Raw genomic sequence first — 19,135 nt, 5'->3', positions numbered from 1 at the left:
TTTGAGGTTGCAGATGGAAGCTGACGTGGTTTGAAGAGGTTTTCGAAGAGTATAAAATGAAAAAGGGTGGCGGGGATAAATTATCCCTTGTCGCCACCACTTGTAAGTCCTGAAACAAAGTTCTTTTGTAGGAAGAAGAAGAGAATACAGATTGGAAGGGCGATGAGGATAGCACCTGCTGAGAAGTAGGCAATCTTCATGTTTTTCGCATTGTTAACGAAGGTTTGGAGACCTACGGCAACAGTAAAGTATTCTTTCTCACGAAGCAAGAAACTAGAGAGGATGTAGTCCCCGAAAGGTCCCATGAAGGCCCAGAGAGCTTGTACGGCAACCATTGGGCGAACAAGTGGAAGAACAATTTGCCAGAAGCGGCGGAAGTGTCCTGCACCGTCTAGTTTTGCAGATTCGTCTAAAGACATTGGCACTGTATCGAAGTAGCCTTTCATGAGCCAAGTATTCATCGGGATACCACCACCAACGTAGAGGAAGATGAGGAACCAGCTGTGGTTAAGGGCGTTCAACATAAGCGCCATAACGAAGAAGGCTGTCAAAGCGGCCATAGTTGGCACCATTTGGATGATCAAGAAGAAGACCAAACTTTGTTTACGAGCCAAGAAGTTGTAACGGCTGTAGGCATAACCAGCAAGTACGATGATACTTGTTTGAACAGCCATGGTAATCAAGGCAATGATCAAGGTGTTGAGGTACCAAGTACCGTACAAGGTTTCAGTGAAGAGGCCTTGGAAGTTAGCAAAACTAAAGTCGACGTTGCTGTCTAGTTTAAAGGCTACTACGTTACCAGTCTTGAAGGCTGACATAATGGTAATCAAAAGTGGATAGATAATGACAATTGATAGACCAATCAGGTAAAGGTATGTAAGGCTTTGAGTCAGTCTACGTTTGAGTTTAATTGAGTTATTCATCTTAGACGTCCTCCATATCAAATGCGTGTAGTTTCTTGAATGCGATCATAGAGATTGAGATGACAATGATAGAGATAATCAAGGTGACAGCTGCCGCCATTGAGTATTGAGGAGATGTACCTGTTGTCAAACGGTAAATCCATGAAATCAAGATATCGGTTGAACCAGCTCCACCACCGACACTACCAGGTCCTCCAGCGTTGAAGAGGTACATGATAGAGAAGTTGTTAAAGTTGAAGGTGTATTGGCTAATCAAAGTAGGTGCCGCAACAGCCAAGATCATTGGGAAAGTGATGTTGCGGAATTTTTGCCAAGCATTGGCACCGTCAATATAAGCTGCTTCGTAAAGGTCGTTAGGAATAGATTGCAAGATACCCAAGGTCAGAACGTAGATGTATGGGAATCCAAGCCAACCTTGCATCATAATCAAGGCAATCTTAGTCCAAGTTGGGTCTGTTTTCCAGGGAATAAGAGCGCCATCAAGGAAAGGAAGGAATTTAGCCAAGATTGGCAATACTTGGGTGTTGATAGCTCCGACACTATCGTTAAACATGTTTGAGAATGTCAAGATAGTGATGAAGGCTGGGACAGCCCAAGGAAGAAGGAAAATAACACCAAAGATACGTTTTCCTTTGATAAATGGTTGGTTAGCAATGATAGCTGTGAAGATACCAATCACAATCTGTAAAGTTGAGGCTGCCAAAGCCCAGATGATGGTCCAAGAAAGAACAGAACCAAAGGCAGAACGGAAGGTACTCAAACTCCAGATATTACTAAAGTTTGTCAAACCAACCCAGTCCAACAATTTGTTTGGTGGTAAGTGTTGGAAGTCATAGTTGGTAAAGGCGATCATCAAGGTTACGATAACTGGGAAGATAATCGCGAAGGTCATGGCAACATAAGATGGAATAATCAAGAGATAAGGGAAACCATTTTCATAAATCCCTTTGATCATGTCTTTGAGGGTACGTGGAACTGGAATTCCATTGTTAATGCGTTTTGCAATCGTATATGCATCTTTGATATTTGAGAAATAAAAGAGTACATAAACGACTACAAAGATTAAATGGAAGGCACCACGAATCAGCATAAAGAGGGAATTATCACGACCGGGCTTGTCACCAAGAGTGATGAGATTGCTCAATTCAGGTGCTGCAAGTGCTAGGAAATAAAGGACAAATACGATGGTTACACCAAGGAAGATAAAACCTTTGGCTTTTTGTTTATTGTAAATCTGTCCTAACCCAGGAATGATAGACAGCAGGGCTGCTTTACTAGGTTGTTGCTTTTCCATAATAACTCCTTTCATAGGATACTACTTTTTTTATAAGAAAGCTAAATTATTTGTGTCTCTATTGATAAATTCAAAGGGGGATTTGAATTCCACCCCCCTTGAACAAATTTTTTATTCACCAAATTTTTGTTTGATTGTTTCTTTGATCAATGTTACAGCGTCGTTAGCAGCTGTTTTAGCATCTTTTTGACCACTTACAGTATCAAAGAGCATGTTAGCAGCTGGTTCCCAAACTGCAGACATTTGAGAGATGTTTGGAATTGGTTGAGCGTTCTTGAATTGTTTGATAACAGCTGTTGTCAACTCATCGTTTTTACCTTCAGCGTATGAACGAGCTTCAGTATTAGCTGGGATTTCGTTAGTTGCATCGTAGAAAGCTTTTTGTTGTTCAGTTGAAACAAGGAAGTCTACAAATTTCTGTGCGCCTTCAAGGTTCTTAGTACTTGAAGGAATGATCCAAGCTTTACCACCACCGAATGCAGCATATGCTTTTCCATTTGGAAGAGTTGGGATAGTCGCAACACCGTAGTTTACTTTAGCATCTTTGAGGGCTTGAGCTTTCCAAGGCCCATCAATGATAGCAGCTGTTTTACCTTCTTGGAATTGAGTTTGGATTAGGTTTCCAGCAGCTGTACCATCTTGCATACCTTTAGGCCATTTTTCGTACCAAGATTTAGCGTAGTTGATACCTGCGATAGAACCGTCGTTTGCAAGACCGATGTCTTTAGGGTCTTTACCGTTTTGTCCGAATACGTAAGCGCCGTTACCAGCAAGAAGTCCGTATGCATAGTAGAAGTTTGTCCAGTCAGCTAGGAAGGCAGAAGTTTTTCCATCTTCTCCAGCGAAGGCATATTTGCTATCTTTAGCAAGGTTTTCCAAGTCAGCAAATGTTTTGGGAGCGTCTTTTACCAAGTCTTTGTTGTAGTACATAACAAGTGACTCGATAACGGCAGGAGCACCGTAAACTTTACCGTCAGCAGCGGTTACAAGAGATTTAGTTGTATCTTCTGTTTTAGCACCATCGCTCAATTTCACTTCTGAAAGTTGTCCGTCAGAACCAAGGCTACCCACACGGTCGTATGGAGCCATCATAACGTCAGCAGCTTGACCAGATTGGTTGTCAAGAGAAAGTTTGTCAAGCCCACCAAGTTGGTCACCAGATTTGATGTTAACTGTTGTGCCTGATTGCTCTTTATAAGCTTTAGCAACTGTTTCAGCATAAGCTTTGTATTGGTCCTCAACGTAAAGAGTGATTTCTTTGGCTTCAGATGAACCAGACTCAGCAGGCTTATCAGCAGTTTTGCTTCCGCAAGCTACCAAGAGCAAGCTAGCAAGTGTAGCAGTTCCAAGCACCGCAGCGCTCTTCGTGAATTTAGATGACATAGTGTATTCCTCCTAAAGAATAACAAGTTTTATTGACAAGAAAAACGCAAACGTTTTCCTTTATGAGCTTAGTATAGCACAAATAGAAAACGGTTGCAAGTGTTTTTGTCAAAAATTTTAAAAAATTTTTAAGCTTGATTTGATAGCATGATTTTACTTTTTAATAGAAGAAAAGTGTGAAATAGATAAGAATACAGTATTTTTAATAAAAAATAGATGGAATCTGTCTAAAGAGGGAAATCAGGAGGGGCTATCTCCCTGTTTCTAATTCCTATCTATTTTCTATAGACGTTTGTGCCTTCTTGCATCTAAATTCAAGTTTTCTAGGGGAGGATTTGCAGTTTGTAGACGGATTCTGTGAGACTCAAACTTTAGGATTAGATGGTTTTAATACTCTTCGAAAATCAAATTCAAACCGCGTCAACGTCGCCTTGCCGTACTCAAGTACAGCCTGCGGCTAGTTTCCTAGTTTGCTCTTTGATTTTCATTGAGTATAAGTTATCTTTGCTAAAATGGGTTAGTCTCCTTAAAAATAATCAAAAAAGTTTTTTAAAAACGCTTGCAATTATGCTTGAAAAGGAGTATACTTGTAAGTAGCGCAAACGTTTGCGTCTGCAAAAATACGCAACGTTCCATTAATTTTAACACATGAGGTGCTATTATGAAAAAACGTCAAAGTGGTGTGTTGATGCACATCTCTTCTCTCCCAGGAGCTTACGGAATCGGATCGTTTGGTCAAAGTGCTTACGACTTCGTTGATTTCTTGGTTCGTACAAAACAACGTTACTGGCAAATCCTTCCATTAGGAACAACTAGTTACGGTGATTCTCCTTACCAATCTTTCTCAGCCTTCGCAGGAAACACTCATTTTATCGATTTAGATATCTTGGTGGAGCAAGGTTTGTTGGAAGCAAGTGACCTTGAAGGAGTTGACTTTGGTAGCGATGCGTCTGAAGTTGATTATGCGAAAATCTACTATGCACGTCGTCCTCTTTTAGAAAAAGCGGTAAAACGTTTCTTGGAAGTAGGAGATGTTAAAGATTTTGAGAAATTTGCTCAAGACAACCAATCATGGCTTGAGCTCTTTGCTGAGTATATGGCTATCAAAGAGCATTTTGACAATCTTGCTTGGACAGAATGGCCAGATGCTGATGCTCGTGCTCGTAAAGCTTCAGCGCTTGAAAGCTACCGTGAGCAATTGGCAGACAAGTTGGTTTACCACCGTGTGACTCAATACTTCTTCTTCCAACAATGGTTGAAATTGAAAGCTTACGCTAACGACAACCACATCGAAATCGTTGGAGACATGCCAATCTACGTAGCGGAAGATTCAAGCGACATGTGGGCAAATCCACATCTTTTCAAGACAGATGTCAACGGTAAGGCGACTTGCATCGCAGGATGCCCACCAGATGAATTTTCTGCAACTGGTCAGCTTTGGGGTAACCCAATCTATGACTGGGAAGCAATGGACAAAGACGGCTACAAATGGTGGATTGAACGCTTGCGTGAAAGCTTCAAAATCTACGACATCGTTCGTATCGACCACTTCCGTGGCTTCGAATCTTACTGGGAAATCCCTGCTGGTTCTGATACAGCAGCACCTGGTGAATGGGTCAAAGGTCCTGGCTACAAGCTTTTTGCAGCCGTTAAGGAAGAACTTGGTGAGTTAAACATCATCGCAGAAGACCTTGGTTTCATGACAGACGAAGTTATCGAATTGCGTGAACGTACTGGCTTCCCAGGAATGAAGATTCTTCAATTTGCCTTCAACCCAGAAGACGAAAGCATTGATAGCCCACACTTGGCACCTGCTAACTCAGTTATGTACACAGGAACACACGATAACAACACGGTTCTTGGTTGGTACCGTAACGAGATCGATGATGCGACTCGTGAATACATGGCTCGCTACACTAACCGTAAAGAATACGAAACAGTGCCACATGCTATGCTTCGTACAGTCTTTTCATCAGTTAGCTTCATGGCAATTGCAACTATGCAAGATTTGCTAGAATTGGATGAGGCGGCTCGTATGAACTTCCCATCTACCCTTGGTGGAAACTGGTCTTGGCGTATGACTGAAGAGCAATTGACACCAGCTGTTGAGGAAGGTTTGCTTGACTTAACAACAATCTATCGCCGAATCAATGAAAATTTGGTAGAATTAAAGAAATAATACAATATCAGGAGACATCTTAAACATGTTATCACTACAAGAATTTGTACAAAATCGTTACAATAAAACCATTGCAGAATGTAGCAATGAAGAGCTTTACCTTGCTCTTCTTAACTACAGCAAGCTTGCAAGTAGCCAAAAACCAGTTAACACTGGTAAGAAAAAAGTTTACTACATCTCAGCTGAGTTCTTGATTGGTAAACTCTTGTCAAACAACTTGATTAACCTTGGTCTTTACGACGATGTCAAAAAAGAACTTGCAGCTGCAGGTAAAGACTTGATCGAAGTTGAAGAAGTTGAATTGGAACCATCTCTTGGTAATGGTGGTTTGGGACGTTTGGCTGCCTGCTTTATCGACTCAATTGCGACTCTTGGTTTGAATGGTGACGGTGTTGGTCTGAACTACCACTTTGGTCTTTTCCAACAAGTTCTTAAAAACAACCAACAAGAAACAATTCCAAACGCATGGTTGACAGAGCAAAACTGGTTGGTTCGCTCAAGCCGTAGCTACCAAGTACCATTTGCAGACTTTACTTTGACATCAACTCTTTATGATATTGATGTTCCTGGTTACAAGACAGAAACGAAGAACCGCTTGCGTTTGTTTGACTTGGATTCAGTTGATTCTTCTATTATTAAAGATGGTATCAACTTTGACAAGACAGATATCGCTCGCAACTTGACTCTCTTCCTTTACCCAGATGATAGTGACCGTCAAGGTGAATTGCTCCGTATCTTCCAACAATACTTCATGGTTTCAAACGGTGCGCAATTGATCATCGACGAAGCAATCGAAAAAGGAAGCAACTTGCATGACCTTGCTGATTATGCCGTTGTACAAATCAACGATACTCACCCATCAATGGTGATCCCTGAATTGATCCGTCTTTTGACTGCACGTGGTATCGAGCTTGACGAAGCAATCTCAATCGTTCGTAGCATGACTGCCTACACTAACCACACAATCCTTGCTGAAGCCCTTGAAAAATGGCCTCTTGAATTCTTGCAAGAAGTGGTTCCTCACTTGGTACCAATCATCGAAGAATTGGACCGTCGCGTGAAAGCAGAATACAAAGATCCAGCTGTTCAAATCATCGATGAGAGCGGACGTGTTCACATGGCTCATATGGATATCCACTACGGATACAGCGTTAACGGGGTTGCAGCACTTCACACTGAAATCTTGAAAAATTCTGAGTTGAAAGCTTTCTACGACCTTTACCCAGAAAAATTCAACAACAAAACAAACGGTATCACTTTCCGTCGTTGGCTCATGCATGCTAACCCAAGATTGTCTCACTACTTGGATGAGATTTTTGGAGATGGTTGGCACCATGAAGCAGATGAGCTTGAAAAACTCTTGTCTTACGAAGACAAAGCAGCTGTCAAAGAAAAATTGGAAAGCATCAAGGCTCACAACAAACGTAAATTGGCTCGTCACTTGAAAGAACACCAAGGTGTGGAAATCAATCCAAACTCTATCTTTGATATCCAAATCAAACGTCTTCACGAGTACAAACGCCAACAAATGAACGCTTTGTACGTGATCCACAAATACCTTGACATTAAAGCTGGTAACATCCCTGCTCGCCCAATCACAATCTTCTTTGGTGGTAAAGCAGCTCCAGCCTACACAATCGCTCAAGACATCATCCACTTGATTCTTTGCATGTCAGAAGTGATTGCTAACGATCCAGCAGTAGCTCCACACTTGCAAGTAGTTATGGTTGAAAACTACAACGTTACTGCAGCAATCTTCCTTATCCCAGCATGTGATATCTCAGAACAAATCTCACTTGCTTCTAAAGAAGCTTCAGGTACTGGTAACATGAAATTCATGTTGAACGGAGCTTTGACTCTTGGTACTATGGACGGTGCTAACGTGGAAATCGCTGAGTTGGTTGGCGACGAAAACATCTACATTTTCGGTGAAGATTCAGAAACTGTTATCGACCTTTACGCAAAAGCAGCTTACAAATCAAGCGAATTCTACGCTCGTAAAGCTATCAAACCATTGGTTGACTTCATCGTTAGCGATGCAGTTCTTGCAGCTGGAAACAAAGAGCGCTTGGAACGTCTTTACAATGAATTGATCAACAAAGACTGGTTCATGACTCTTCTTGACTTGGAAGACTACATCAAAGTCAAAGAGCAAATGCTTGCTGACTACGAAGACCGTGATGCATGGTTGGATAAAGTTATTGTTAACATTTCTAAAGCAGGATTCTTCTCATCTGACCGTACAATCGCTCAGTATAACGAAGATATCTGGCACTTGAACTAAGATACAAATTTATACGAATACATTTTGTAAAAAAGCGAGTTTCGATTGAAATTCGCTTTTTTAAATGTTGTGGATTTTAGTCAATCCTGTCTAAAGATAGGGAAATTATAGATACAGTGAAGGCTTTAAATGCTGATTTTTACTGTCTTCAACCTCATGCTTCTTCGTAGTTGATTACCTCATATCTCTTGTATTCGCTTACATAAAGTATTATAATATAATTGTAGGAAAGAAGGTGTTTTTATGTGGAAAAAATATTTTTCAAAATATAAATGGACGGATTTATTTTGGATTTTATTTGTTATTTTGACCTGCCTCTTGGCGGGTAATGATACTCTTTTCCCCCTTACCCATCAAGAAATCTCTTATCATGGGTGCTTATTTGGAATTACACTTGTATTATATCACTTGCTATTTATTGATAAGTTTGTTATCTCGAATCGAAAATAAAGTTTAGGGATATGCTTAGCTGTGTACCTTTAGGATTGATTTTTGGAGGAAGATTTTGTCTCTATTATTTATTATTTTAAATTTGTTTATCTTGTACAAGATTTATTCTTTGAGGCGGGAAAAATCGAAATACTTGATTTATACGGCCTATATCATATTTGGGGTAAATGTACTATATGGTATTCAATGGTTATTAAAAGAACTGGTTTCAAAGATTTCCACTTAATGTGTATAGAAACTCCAGTGATTTTTGCATAACAAAACGCATAAGATTAAGGATTTAGTTCTGTATTGTACAGGACTGAGTCCTTTTAGTTTTACCTTAATTCGTTTATTGTTGTAGTAATCAATATAGTCTACAATGGCTTGTTCCAATTGCTTAAGCGACTGAAATGACTTCTCATAACCATAAAACATTTCCGATTTCAGAATGCCAAAGAAGGACTCCATCATACCATTGTCTGGGCTGTTACCCTTACGTGACATGGATGCTTGAATTCCCTTACCTTCAAGAAACTGATGATAAGAATCGTGTTGGTATTGCCAGCCTTGGTCACTATGGAGAATCGTATTCTCGTAGCGTTTCTCTGTGAAGGCCTGTTCCAACATCGTTTTTACTTGTTCTAAGTTGGGTGAAGTTGAAAGATTATAGGCGATAATTTCGCTATTAAAGCCATCTAAAACTGGTGATAAGTAAAGCTTTTGAGAACTTGCTGGAATGGCAAATTCTGTCACATCTGTGTAGCACTTTTCCATTGTTTTAGAGCCTTCAAATTGACGTTGAATGAGATTCTCTGCCTTCTTACCCACATCTCCTTTATGAGAAGAATATTTTCGTTTCTGTCGCATTTTAGCTTGTAAATTGAGTACTTTCATCAAGCGTTGAACTCTTTTATGATTTACCAGATAACCACGATTTCTTAGTTCTAAATGAATCCGACGATAACCATAATTTCCCTTATGTTCGATAAAAATGGATTGAATTTCAGCTTTAAGCTCTTGATTCTTATCTAGTTTGTCTAGCTGTTTCAAGTGATAGTAGTAGGTCGAACGAGCTAATTTAATGGCTTTTAGAAGAATATCTAACGAAAAATCAGTCATTAATTCTTGAACAATTTCTGTCTTTCTTCTTTCTCTTTTTCCTCCTTCAATCGGAGTTCTCTTAACTTTTTTAGGATGGCATTCTCCGCTCTCAGGTACTCATTTTCTGCTTGAAGACGTTCTAATTCTGTTCTCTCTTCAGGTCTCTTTTTTGGCTTACGTCCCATTTTAGGTACTCTCCCTCTTATTTTCTCAACAATAGTATACCCGTTTTTCTTGTATTGTGCTAGCCAATTAAGAAGTATCGTACGACTTGGGAGGCCGTATTCAAGAGAAACTCTATCTTTAGTCCAGCCTTCATGTAAGACTTTATGAATCATTTCTTGTTTTAAATCAGGAGAATAGTAACGATTTTTTCCTTTTTTGACGAACTCTATTCCGTAACGATCAATCAATTTAATCATGTACCTAATATTAGAATTGTTTATCCCAAATTTATTTGAAAGCTTCTCTAAGCTATATCCTTGTTTTCTAAGTTCATAGATCTGAACTTTATCATCATGAGTTAATTTCATAATAAAAACACCCCAAAAGTTAAATTTTTTCTGTCTAACTTTTGGGGTGCAGTTCATTCACTAAATTACCGTTTTTTTATTTAAATTCTATTAACTACCTATTACTATTAATTACCCTGAGGCCATCGTTTATAAATTGACCCAAAACGTCAAGTCCGTTATAAATAAAGAGTCCTAAAATTATAGATGAAATAATAATACTTGCACAAATAAAATATGTACGTTTTTTTTCATTCATAATATCGACTACCTCCTAAGTTAGTATAGACTAATAGTTCCGTTTTGATTAAATGGAACTCTATAATATGATGTACCTCCAATAGTACCTCCCAATGTAAATCCAGCTCCTAACAACTCTGCTTTAACTTGAGCTGAACCACTACTGTTTATAGCTGCTGTTAAAGTACCATTATAAGCATACTTTATACTTGTTGTGGGGTATCCTTTTGGAGACCAAACATCAACGTTTTGTCCTTCAATATATGTGTTTGTAATAGAATTTGTTATTCCTAAGTAATAACCTTGAACTGAGTTAATCTGACGGAAAGAACCCTCATTATATAATTCAATGTTTACACTTAATTGAACTGTAGTTCTAGCAAATGTTGCACTTCTTTTTAATGTGTGTGAAGTAACTGTAGATCGAGAGAGATCTGGAATAAATTCAATAGTTTCAACAACCTTTCCAGTATCACTATCAATAACAGTTGCAACTTCGTTGAATCCTGATTTCGAATATACTACTTCTGGATTAGGGATATTGTAATCCTCAACAGTAAATTGCAGTTCGTTGAATTTTATAACAAGGTCATTAGTGGTATCGGCGTTTACAGAAATAGGCAAATAAAACAATGCTAAACAACTAAATAATAGAGTAATTAGTATTTTTTTCATGATAATGATCACCTACCATTCTTTCATAACTAAGTTGGATATTAAGGGTTGATAATTATAGTTTGTACATTGGAATCATCTGCTTTCTTATAGGAATATTAATTGAATAAGGCAATTCCTTTTTATTTGTATTCGCTTACATTTTATCATATAATGTTATTGTAGTCAAGAAAAATGTGCTATTATGTTAAAAAATATTTTTCAAAATATAAATGGACGGATTTATTTTGGATTTTATTTGTTATTTTGACCTGCCTCTATATAGGTAACCATGATTTGTTTCCTCTCAATCATCAAGAAATCTCTCTTCGAGGTAGTTTCTGGGGGTCTGTACTTGCCTTATATCACTTGCTATTTATTGATAAGTTTGTTATCTCGAATCGAAAATAAATATGAGGTATATGCCTGACTGGCTACTTTTAATATTGATTTTGGAGGAAGATTTTGTCTCTATTATTTATTATTTTAAATTTATTTATCTTGTACAAGATTTATTCTTTGAGGCGGGAGAAATCGAAATACTTGATTTATACGGCCTATATCATATTTGGGGTAAATGTAGTATATGGTATTCAATGGTTATTAAAAGAACTGATTTCAAATATTTCCTCTTAATGTGTATAGAAACTCCAGTGATTTTTGCATAACAAAACGCATAAGATTAAGGCTTTTGAGTACCTGTTCTTATGCGTTTTCGTAATATTGAAGATTCTCAGTAAGTTTTCTACTTTTGCGAAGTCTAGTTTACAATGTTTTCCCAACCAGAATCTCAGCCTCAATGGTAATCTCTGTCAGTTGGCTCCAGTCAATCTTAGTCTGGTCGATGTGAAAGAGTAGGGGCGTCATGCTGAGTAGGGCTTGGAGCTGCTCTGCTGTGATAGGCTTGGTTAGTGAGGCAGTTTTACTGGATAAGATAGTGAAGTTGTTTTGGAAATGCTCCTTGATATCTTGATTAGAATAATCCTTGTTTGTCAGCTGGTTCTGTACCCTTTGACGGATTTCCTTGAGGTGATTTTTAGTTGGAATAACCTTTATCAACATGCCGTCTTTGGATAAAACGCGACGAAATTCTCCATAGTTGGCAGGTGAAAAGATATCAAGTAAGATATCCATGCTGGCGTCTTTTATAGGAAGACGAGCTAAGTCACCAACGAACCAATTGACTGCCCAGTTGGGTTCGCTCTTGGCAGCGATTTGGACGGAATCTTTGGAAATGTCAAAGGCATAGAAGGTTTTTTCAGGGTGACTTTCTTGGAGTTTACGAGAGTAGAAACCTTCACCACAACCGATATCCAAAATTGTTGTGGTAGTTTTTGTGCTTGCAAGCAAGTCAGATACAGCATCTAAAATAGCTTGGTAAAAGCCTGCTTCTAGGATTTGTTGGCGATTTTGAAAGTTTTCCTTGTCGTAGTTGGCAGATTGCTTAATTTGAGGTGCCAGATTGACATAGCCGAATTTTGCCAGGTCAAAAGAATGACGGTTGCAGCATTTAAGACTGCTCTCTACCAGAGTCAGATTTTCTTGGCAGATAGGACAGGCGAAGGCAGTCGCAGAAGCAAAACGCTGAAGTTTGGGTTTGAGGTTTGTATTCATAGTTTAAGTGTATCAAAAGAGGCAAATGAAAGCAACTTTAGGATGATTTGTAATAGAATTAAATAGTAGTATAATTACTTTTCAAAGTACCAAAATTAAATTGCTTTTATATCTAAATTGCTATATAATAATAGCTAGGAGGAAATAAGTATGTTAAAAGAAGTATTAACCGTTGCAAAAGTTGCGAAAAAATCATCACTCTTTTTGGGTGGTGTCGCATTTGGTACCCTTGGTTTGAAAATCTTGGCAAGTAAGGAAGCTAAAAAAGGTTATTCTAAAGCTTTGGCTAAGGCTTACAAGTTGAAAGACGAGCTAGATGCATCTGTTTCTGTTGTGAAGCAACATGGAGACGATGTCTTGCAAGATGCCAAATATTTGTACGAGCAAGAGAAAAAAGAAGAGCAATTAGATAGCCTTATAGGAGAATAATATGTCTTTTAAAGTGCTACATAGAGGATACCAACATATCCGACTATCATCTTCTTTTTCACTCACCTTGGATATTCAAGACTATCTTCGTTCCTTGGCGAGAGATGAAAAGGGGATTGAGTCTATCCAGTTTTACATGGATCAACAGCACTTTACTCTACGTATAAAAGAAGGCTTTTCTGTATTAGATAATGCAGAAGCCTTTTTAAAAAGAATTGACAAAGGGAAAGTTTCTGAGTTGATGACTCTTCCCATTCGTAGAGAAGAGAGTGCTTATTCTATTGTTTCAGGTGCAGCGATTAAGCGTGTGCTTTTTCGTAGTTTTGTGCCGTATCCTATTCGCTATATATGGACTTGTTATCAGGCTTTTGGTTATATTAGAGAAGCCTATCAAACACTAGCGCGTAAGGAACTAACGATGGAAGTCTTGGACTGTTCGGCGATTTTATTGTCCTTGTTTATGAACCAATCCAAGACAGCTAGTAATATCATGTTTATGCTTGATTTGGGGAATCATTTAGATCAGTGGTCCTTGAAAAAAACTGCAACAGATTTAGAACAGAGTCTTCTTGCAAAAGAGAGCGACGTATTCTTAGTACAGGGCGATACGGTTGTTAGTATCAAGAGTTCCGATGTTCAAATAGGAGATGTCTTGGTCCTATCTCAAGGAAATGAAATTCTGTTTGATGGACAAGTAGTTTCAGGTTTAGGTATGGTCAACGAAAGTTCCTTGACGGGAGAGAGTTTTCCAGTTGAAAAAAGAGAGTCTGATTTGGTTTGTGCAAATACAGTATTAGAAACTGGAGAGTTACGCATTCGTGTAACCGATAATCAGATGAACAGCCGGATTTTACAACTGATTGAGTTGATGAAGAAATCTGAAGAAAACAAGAAAACGAAACAACGCTATTTCATCAAGATGGCGGACAAGGTCGTCAAATATAATTTCTTGGGGGCTGGGCTGACTTACCTATTGACAGGTTCTTTTTCTAAGGCTATTTCTTTCCTATTGGTCGATTTCTCCTGCGCTTTGAAAATCTCTACTCCTGTAGCTTATTTGACAGTTATCAAGGAAGGGTTGAACCGTGAAATGGTGATTAAGGATGGAGATGTTCTGGAGAAATATCTGGAAGTTGATACTTTCTTGTTTGATAAGACAGGAACAATCACAACTAGTTATCCTATAGTTGAAAAGGTGTTACCTTTTGGAGACTATAGTGAGGAAGATATTCTCAGAATCAGTGCCTGTCTTGAGGAACACATTTATCATCCTATTGCTAATGCCATCGTCAAGCAAGCTGAGATAGAGGGGATTGAACATGAGGAAATGCATGGGAAACTCCAATATATCGCAAGCAAGGGAATTAAGTCCCATATCGATGGTCAACCAGTTCTTATTGGAAATTATGTCTTGATGCAGGATGAGCAAATTCATATCAGTTCAGAACAAAATGCTTTAATTGAAGAGTACAAGAGTCACTACAATCTCTTATTCTTAGCCTACCAGAATGAATTGATTGGAATGTTCTGCATTCATACTCCTTTGAGAAAAGAAGCAAAAGCAGCCTTGGAGAAACTTAAGGCACAAGGGAAAAAATTGATTCTGGCAACAGGGGACACCTTGGTTAGGACAGAGGAATTAGTCAAAGATTTGCCCTTTGATCAGGTCTATACAGACTTGAAACCTGATGGGAAATTTGAGTTAGTAGAGGAACTGCAGAAAGCAGGTCACACTATTTTGATGGTTGGAGATGGCTTGAATGACTCAGCGGCTCTAACCCTATCAGATATCGGTGTGGTGATGAATGAGAGCGCAGATATTTCTAAGCAGATGAGTGATATCTTATTGTTAGATAATCGTTTGGATTTCTTCCAAGAGTTGGATTCGCTATCATCATCTTTGCAAACACTCATCAAGAAGAATATTCAAGATACCGTTGTCGTAAATAGTAGTTTGATTGGCTTTGGCTTGTTTAATTGGCTCAGTCCTTCAAATCTTTCTATCTTACATAATCTAACAACCTTACGTATTGTACTGCGTAGCCTGTCTATTAAGGGATAGGTGGGGACTATTAACAGCAAAAAGGAGTTACCTTTCTCGAGGGTAACTCCTTTTTTTATAGGTAAATGTTGAACAATTTAGTAAGTTAATACAAAGTATTTTTTCTTTCCACGACGGATAACAGTCAGTTCATTCTCTAACTTATCTGCGTCACTCAAGACATAGTCAAGGTCTTGGATACGGTCGCCGTTGACGTAGATAGCTCCGTTTTGGACATCTTCACGGGCTTGGCGTTTTGAGTTAACCACACCAGATGACACGAGCAGTTCCACGATATTGTGGTTTTCGTCTGCTTGAACTTGGTAGTTTGGCACACCACGAAGTCCTTGTTTAAGTTCTTTAACAGAAAGGTTTTTGATGTTTCCTGCAAAGAGCTGCTCAGTGATGTTGAGGGCTTCTTTGTAGGCTTCTTCGCCGTGAACAAGTGTAACGACTTCACGAGCCAAGACTTTTTGAGCCAAGCGTTCGTGTGGCGCTGCTTCAAATTGTTTACGAATGTCTTCAATCTCATCAAGTGACAAGAAAGTAAAGATCTTCAAGAAGCGAACAGCGTCAGCGTCCATAACATTCATCCAGAATTGGTACATTTCGTATGGAGAGGTCTTTTCAGGATTGAGCCAGACTGCGTTTCCTTCTGATTTACCAAACTTCTTACCAGTTGCATCTGCAATCAATGGAACAGTGATAACGTGACCAGTCTTGTCAGACTTACGACGAAGCAATTCGGTACCAGCTGTCATATTTCCCCATTGGTCAGAACCACCGATTTGTAGCGTTACGTTGTGGTCTTGGTTAAGGACGAAGAAGTCGTAACCTTGCATGATTTGGTAGGCAAACTCAGTGTATGAAATTCCTGTTTCAATCCGTTTTTTTACAGACTCTTTACTCATCATGTAGTTGACAGTGAAGTATTTTCCAATATCACGGAGGAAGTCAATGAAGCTGATGCTGCCAAACCAGTCGTAGTTGTTGACCATGACAGCCTTGTTTTCACCATTTTCAAAGTCAAGAAAACGAGAAAGTTGTCCTTGGATAGACTTGACCCAGCCCTCTACTGTGTCTTTTGTTTGGAGACTACGTTCAGCATCTTTGAAGGACGGATCTCCGATGAGACCTGTAGCACCGCCAACGAGCGCATAAGGTTTGTGACCTGCTAGTTGCAAGCGACGACTTGTCAAGATTGCGACAAGGTGGCCTAGGTGAAGGCTGTCAGCAGTTGGATCGTAGCCAGTATAATAAGAAACTTGACCTTCTTCTAGGGCTTTACGCAAAGCTTCTTCATCAGTCGTTTGAAAAATCAAACCACGCTCTTTTAGCTCATCAAAAATGTGCATGTGTCTTTTCTCCTTTTTAAAATTATTGTTTCTACCTATTGTATCATAAACTTGGGCAATAGCCTAGCAGAATAGGGAAGAAAGTGGCTATTTTATTGAAAGTTTCCCTTTTGTGGTATAATAGATAGAGTGAGGAAATCCATGCAAAATCAATTAAATGAATTAAAACGAAAAATGCTGGAATTTTTCCAGCAAAAACATAAAAAATCAGCTAGACCTGGCAAGAAAGGTTCAAGTACCAAAAAATCTAAAAGCTTAGATAGGCCAGCCATTTTTCCAGCTATTTTACTGAGTATAAAAGCCTTATTTAACTTACTCTTTGTACTCGGTTTTCTAGGAGGAATGTTGGGAGCTGGGATTGCTTTGGGATACGGAGTGGCCTTATTTGACAAGGTTCGGGTGCCTCAGACAGAAGAATTGGTACATCAGGTCAAGGACATCTCTTCTATTTCAGAGATTACCTATTCGGACGGGACGGTGATTGCTTCCATAGAGAGTGATTTGTTGCGCACTTCTATCTCATCTGAGCAAATTTCGGAAAATCTGAAGAAGGCTATCATTGCGACGGAAGACGCACACTTTAAAGAACATAAGGGTGTAGTACCCAAGGCGGTGATTCGTGCGACCTTGGGGAAATTTGTAGGTTTGGGTTCCTCTAGTGGGGGTTCAACCTTGACCCAGCAACTGATTAAACAGCAGGTGGTTGGGGATGCGCCGACCTTGGCTCGTAAGGCGACAGAGATTGTGGATGCTCTTGCCTTGGAACGCGCCATGAATAAGGATGAGATTTTAACGACTTATCTCAATGTGGCTCCCTTTGGCCGAAATAATAAGGGACAGAATATTGCAGGGGCTCAGCAAGCAGCTGAGGGAATTTTCGGTGTAGATGCCAGTCAGTTGACTGTTCCTCAAGCAGCATTTTTAGCAGGACTTCCACAGAGTCCCATTACTTACTCTCCTTATGAAAATACTGGAGAGTTGAAGAGTGATGAAGACCTAGAAATTGGCTTAAGACGGGCTAAGGCAGTTCTTTACAGTATGTATCGTACAGGTGCCTTAAGCAAGGACGAGTATTTTCAGTACAAGGATTATGACCTTAAACAGGACTTTTTACCATCGGGCACGGTTACAGGAATTTCACGAGACTATTTATACTTTACAACTTTGGCAGAAGCTCAAGAACGTATGTATGACTATCTAGCTCAGAGAGATAATGTCTCCGCTAAGGAGTTGAAAAATGAGGCAACTCAGAAGTTTTATCGAGATTTGGCAGCCAAGGAAATTGAAAATGGTGGTTATAAGATTACTACTACCATAGATCAGAAAATTCATTCTGCCATGCAAAGTGCGGTTGCTGATTATGGCTATCTTTTAGACGACGGAACAGGTCGTGTAGAAGTAGGGAATGTCTTGATGGACAACCAAACAGGTGCTATTCTAGGCTTTGTAGGTGGTCGTAATTATCAAGAAAATCAAAATAATCATGCCTTTGATACCAAACGTTCGCCAGCTTCTACTACCAAGCCCTTGCTGGCCTACGGTATTGCTATTGACCAGGGCTTGATGGGAAGTGAAACGATTCTGTCTAACTATCCAACAAACTTTGCCAATGGCAACCCGATTATGTATGCTAATAGCAAGGGGACAGGAATGATGACCTTGGGAGAAGCTCTGAACTATTCATGGAACATCCCTGCTTACTGGACCTATCGTATGCTTCGTGAAAAGGGTGTGGATGTCAAAGGTTATATGGAAAAGATGGGCTACGAGATTCCTGAGTACGGTATTGAGAGCTTGCCAATGGGTGGTGGTATTGAAGTCACAGTTGCCCAGCATACCAATGGCTATCAGACCTTGGCTAATAATGGAGTTTATCATCAGAAGCATGTGATTTCAAAGATTGAAGCAGCAGATGGTAGAGTGGTATATGAGTATCAGGATAAACCGGTTCAAGTCTATTCAAAAGCTACTGCGACAATTATGCAGGGATTGCTGCGAGAAGTTCTATCCTCTCGTGTGACAACAACCTTCAAGACGAATCTGACTGCTTTAAATCCTACTCTGGCTAATGCAGATTGGATTGGGAAGACTGGTACAACCAACCAAGACGAAAATATGTGGCTTATGCTTTCGACACCTAGATTAACCCTAGGTGGCTGGATTGGGCATGATGATAATCATTCATTGTCACGTAGAGCAGGTTATTCTAATAACTCTAATTACATGGCTCATCTGGTAAATGCGATTCAGCAAGCCTCCCCAAGCATTTGGGGAAACGAGCGCTTTACTTTAGATCCTAGTGTAGTGAAATCGGAAGTCTTGAAATCAACAGGTCAAAAACCAGGGAAGGTTTCTGTTGAAGGAAAAGAGGTAGAGGTCACAGGTTCGACTGTTACCAGCTATTGGGCTAATAAGACAGGAGCGCCAACGACCAGTTATCGCTTTGCTATTGGCGGAAGTGATGCGGATTATCAGAATGCTTGGTCTAGCATCGTGGGGAGTCTACCAACTCCATCAAGCTCCAGCACTAGTTCAAGTAGTTCAAGTAGTAGTTCTAGCGATAGCAGTAACTCAAGTACTACACGACCTTCTTCTTCAAGGGCGAGACGATAAGTTCCATAAACTGTGCTAAATGAAGTGGCTAATCAATGGACTGCCACTTTTTTCTTTTTTCCTTTCTTGTTACAATAAAGG

General features: G+C 39.5%; 14 protein-coding genes. 7 read left to right on the top strand and 7 right to left on the bottom strand.

The genetic code is table 11. The features are described 5' to 3' along the window. Positions 1-80: 80 nt before the first annotated feature. The 3 genes from HT719_RS01390 to HT719_RS01380 form a co-directional block, all read right to left on the bottom strand. Positions 81-923 carry a sugar ABC transporter permease gene (locus tag HT719_RS01390; protein WP_001065638.1) on the bottom strand — a complete coding sequence of 281 codons (843 nt, stop codon included), beginning with the start codon at positions 921-923 and terminating at the stop codon, positions 81-83. Between the two features lies 1 nt (position 924). After that, the gene (locus HT719_RS01385; RefSeq protein ID WP_000414964.1) at positions 925-2,217 is read right to left on the bottom strand and encodes a sugar ABC transporter permease; all 1,293 of its coding nucleotides are present in this window, start codon (positions 2,215-2,217) and stop codon (positions 925-927) included. A gap of 111 nt (positions 2,218-2,328) precedes the next feature. Next, positions 2,329-3,600: an extracellular solute-binding protein gene (locus tag HT719_RS01380; protein WP_172927984.1), complete on the bottom strand. Its 1,272-nt coding sequence runs from the start codon at positions 3,598-3,600 to the stop codon at positions 2,329-2,331. Between the two features lie 661 nt (positions 3,601-4,261). Here HT719_RS01380 and malQ point away from each other — a divergent pair. From malQ to HT719_RS11410, 3 genes are all read left to right on the top strand, one after another. Further along, complete coding sequence (gene malQ, locus HT719_RS01375) at positions 4,262-5,779, top strand: 4-alpha-glucanotransferase (RefSeq protein WP_138704301.1); 1,518 nt, start codon at positions 4,262-4,264, stop codon at positions 5,777-5,779. A 25-nt stretch (positions 5,780-5,804) separates the two neighbouring features. Continuing rightward, the gene (gene glgP / locus HT719_RS01370; protein ID WP_172927983.1) at positions 5,805-8,063 is read left to right on the top strand and encodes a glycogen/starch/alpha-glucan family phosphorylase; all 2,259 of its coding nucleotides are present in this window, start codon (positions 5,805-5,807) and stop codon (positions 8,061-8,063) included. Positions 8,064-8,306: 243 nt separating this feature from the next. Continuing rightward, positions 8,307-8,513 (top strand): hypothetical protein, encoded by a 207-nt coding sequence (locus HT719_RS11410; RefSeq protein ID WP_240156541.1) that lies wholly within the window; start codon positions 8,307-8,309, stop codon positions 8,511-8,513. Between the two features lie 222 nt (positions 8,514-8,735). Here the strand turns inward: HT719_RS11410 and HT719_RS01365 are convergent. Further along, positions 8,736-10,129, bottom strand: a protein-coding gene (locus tag HT719_RS01365) for an IS3 family transposase (RefSeq protein WP_240156540.1) whose coding sequence is annotated in 2 segments (ribosomal slippage) — positions 8,736-9,667 and positions 9,667-10,129 — 1,395 coding nt in all. Because the reading frame shifts where the segments join, the coding sequence is not laid out codon by codon here. Between the two features lie 258 nt (positions 10,130-10,387). Beyond that, on the bottom strand, positions 10,388-11,023 hold the full coding sequence (locus tag HT719_RS01360) for a hypothetical protein (protein WP_172927981.1): 636 nt from the start codon (positions 11,021-11,023) through the stop codon (positions 10,388-10,390). A gap of 174 nt (positions 11,024-11,197) precedes the next feature. Between HT719_RS01360 and HT719_RS11990 the strand changes: the two genes are divergently transcribed. After that, entirely contained in the window at positions 11,198-11,413 is a 216-nt protein-coding gene (locus tag HT719_RS11990; protein ID WP_050356507.1) for a hypothetical protein, read from the top strand. Between the two features lie 354 nt (positions 11,414-11,767). On the opposite strand, the gene HT719_RS01355 is transcribed toward HT719_RS11990, so the two are convergent. Next, positions 11,768-12,616, bottom strand: coding sequence for a putative RNA methyltransferase (locus HT719_RS01355; RefSeq protein WP_023939928.1), 849 nt, complete (start codon positions 12,614-12,616; stop codon positions 11,768-11,770). A 150-nt stretch (positions 12,617-12,766) separates the two neighbouring features. Between HT719_RS01355 and HT719_RS01350 the strand changes: the two genes are divergently transcribed. Then, positions 12,767-13,045, top strand: a complete 279-nt coding sequence (locus tag HT719_RS01350) for a DUF6110 family protein (protein ID WP_000910909.1) — start codon at positions 12,767-12,769, stop codon at positions 13,043-13,045. Between the two features lies 1 nt (position 13,046). Then, positions 13,047-15,107, top strand: a complete 2,061-nt coding sequence (locus tag HT719_RS01345; protein ID WP_172927979.1) for a heavy metal translocating P-type ATPase — start codon at positions 13,047-13,049, stop codon at positions 15,105-15,107. A gap of 77 nt (positions 15,108-15,184) precedes the next feature. Here HT719_RS01345 and tyrS read toward each other — a convergent pair whose 3' ends face one another. Continuing rightward, positions 15,185-16,441: a tyrosine--tRNA ligase gene (tyrS, locus tag HT719_RS01340; RefSeq protein ID WP_172927977.1), complete on the bottom strand. Its 1,257-nt coding sequence runs from the start codon at positions 16,439-16,441 to the stop codon at positions 15,185-15,187. A 141-nt stretch (positions 16,442-16,582) separates the two neighbouring features. Between tyrS and pbp1b the strand changes: the two genes are divergently transcribed. After that, the gene (gene pbp1b / locus HT719_RS01335) at positions 16,583-19,054 is read left to right on the top strand and encodes a penicillin-binding protein PBP1B (RefSeq protein WP_172927975.1); all 2,472 of its coding nucleotides are present in this window, start codon (positions 16,583-16,585) and stop codon (positions 19,052-19,054) included. The last annotated feature ends 81 nt before the right edge of the window (positions 19,055-19,135 follow it).

Origin of the sequence: Streptococcus sp. k-378 (assembly GCF_013277505.1) — a bacterium.
Lineage (GTDB): Bacteria > Bacillota > Bacilli > Lactobacillales > Streptococcaceae > Streptococcus > Streptococcus pseudopneumoniae.
This window is presented reverse-complemented; position numbering and strand designations above follow the sequence as displayed.